The organism is Brevinematales bacterium (assembly GCA_026415355.1).
Taxonomy (GTDB): domain Bacteria; phylum Spirochaetota; class Brevinematia; order DTOW01; family DTOW01; genus SKYB106.
In genome coordinates, this window is the sequence record JAOAHF010000035.1 from 254 (window position 1) to 2,544 (window position 2,291).

Genomic DNA, 2,291 nt, shown 5'->3' on the forward strand with positions numbered 1-2,291 from the left:
CTATTTCATCGTAGAATGCGAAAATACCATACTCGGTATTCAGAGTCTTGAGTATTTCTTTTGCTTTATCATACTGTTTTTTCTTGCTACTACGTTCGGTTATCTCTCCGAGTGTTTTTATTGCAAATGCTTTCAAATTTTTTGAATGTTCCATGTTGATATATCCGACCTCGTGTATCTCTACAAAATCTTTGTCCTCCAATTGATATAGTCTGTTAGATGTTGTATAAGTTGTGAAGTTTTTATCGGCTAGTATATTAGATAGAGTGCTGATAGAAAAGCTTTGAATAAGCGATTCTATTTTGTGATAGATGTCACTCACTTATGCCTCCTTCTAGTATCTTCAAGTGTTCTTCTTTTAGTAAGTGTTTTTGTGCGTTGTTTTAAAGCCCTTTCTTCGCTGTTCGTTATGAAATTACTCATAAGGTTACCATCATATACGCTAAAAAATTATAAATAATCTATTGATGAAAGATGAAAATTATTTTATCATTTGTGATCAATAATATATGATTTTACTTGTTGTATTTCTACCCTCATAAGTGAGATTAAAAATTTATTTTCAACAAATTCAGAGTTTAGTTTGGTCCTAGATAGTGTTTGTTAGTTCCAAGATTTCGCTTAACGCTGGATGCTGATTATCTTGTGATACTTGTGATCTGATTTTTTGATTAGTTATATTTTAGTGCATGGTTGTGTTAGTTGTTGGTGGTGTGGGGTATATAGGTTCTTATGTTAATAAACTTCTCAATAAGAATAGACACTAAAAGCATTAACTATATCCAAATAACTCTCAAATTTTGGAATTTATTGATTTTGAGTTGATAAAACTTGAAGTTTTTGAAAATATTTTGTAGATATGTTTAAACAAATTGAGATCTTTTAAATTGAATGTTGGGTATATATATTTAATAATTTTGATATGATTAAGAATACATCTTCCCCTCAACCAACAACAATATTTGGGTTTTGGATGCTAACATTGGCTGATTTAGAATTCTTGGTTTTAGAATTACAAGGGCTAACCGATGAATATACAATTGATTTTATAAATAAGGTAGTTAAGTTCAAGGGTAATGAAGAATTTGTAAGATTAAGAGTTGCACATCTTGAAAAGGTTAAAGGAGAAGTAACTCTTTATGCTGATTTAGTAAATAAGTTTAATGATACTAATGCTTACGCTCTTCATAATCTTTGCCCATATGAAGGAAAGTTTTATCCAAGATTAGCAAGATTAGTGAGAACCTTAATTAATGTTTTTAAATTGGATCATAACTCGCTTCTTCTTGATTCTTTTAATGGTTCTGGTACTACTACACATGAGGCTTCTCTTATGGGAATTAAAAGCGTTGGTATAGATATTACCCCTATGGGAACTATTTTGTCTGAATTAAAATGGGCTGTGGGGTATGTGATAGAGAGATTACCAGAAGGTATGACTAGATTGGTCTTGCCGTTTTTTTGGGGAGGTTCAATTGAAATAGCAGGGGCAAAAGAATTAGGGATTAAGGCAATAGGTTTTGAAATATTTGATGTTCTTGTGAATTATTGGAAAGTTCAAATTGAAAATCCAGAGAAGCTGTATCAAGAATTCATAGTGTCAAAATTCACAAAAGAGGTTTATAACAGGGTTAAACAGGAATTAAGGGGACATTGGAAAGGTGAAATAAAACTACCCCCCATAACATTATCCGCTTTTTATTATTTCAATCATAACCTTTCATACGGCCCTGGATTTTTAGGCTGGATGTCAAGCGTGTATGCCAATGAAAAAATATATCACGGCCTCTTAGAAAGAGTCAAGAATTTCAATGTCAAAAATATTAAAATTGAAAAGGCCATTCTTATTCAGTAAAAAAAATAAAGAAAGTTTTATACTATGATAAAACAAGAATATCAAAGGAGAAGGATGTTAAGGGAAAATGCAATGAGAATAAGGCAGGAGGATTTTTTCAGTATGTCGTTCTTGAACAATATAAAAACTTGTTGAGTAATATCAGTATGGAAGGAATAATATGAAAAGAAATGTTGTTGATAAGATAAATCAATTACAAATAATCAAAAATATTGTGTTTAGAATAATAAGTTTTTTTTCATGCTTTGAAAACAATCTTGTTAAGATTTGGAATAAACCTAGGCTTGTTAAGGAAAGCAACTATGTGATAACTTTGGACAGAATAGCAAATAAGGATAGTGGAATAAATTTGATAGAAAAAATATTGAGACATAAAGGAATGATAGAACAAGTAAAAGAATGGAAGGAATTAGGCATTGTGGGAGATGATTTTAAT

Annotated in this window: 3 protein-coding genes; 2 read left to right on the forward strand and 1 reads right to left on the reverse strand. The window is 30.6% G+C overall.

The window, feature by feature from the left end; all coding sequences use genetic code 11:
• Nucleotides 1-322 (reverse strand): hypothetical protein (locus N2712_07875; protein ID MCX8029894.1); only part of this gene is annotated, 322 nt, incomplete at its 3' end.
• Nucleotides 323-982: 660 nt separating this feature from the next.
• Between N2712_07875 and N2712_07880 the strand changes: the two genes are divergently transcribed.
• Together N2712_07880 and N2712_07885 are read left to right on the forward strand one after the other, a co-directional pair.
• Complete coding sequence (locus tag N2712_07880) at nt 983-1,855, forward strand: site-specific DNA-methyltransferase (protein MCX8029895.1); 873 nt, start codon at nt 983-985, stop codon at nt 1,853-1,855.
• A 160-nt stretch (nt 1,856-2,015) separates the two neighbouring features.
• Nucleotides 2,016-2,291 (forward strand): hypothetical protein (locus N2712_07885; GenBank protein MCX8029896.1); only part of this gene is annotated, 276 nt, incomplete at its 3' end.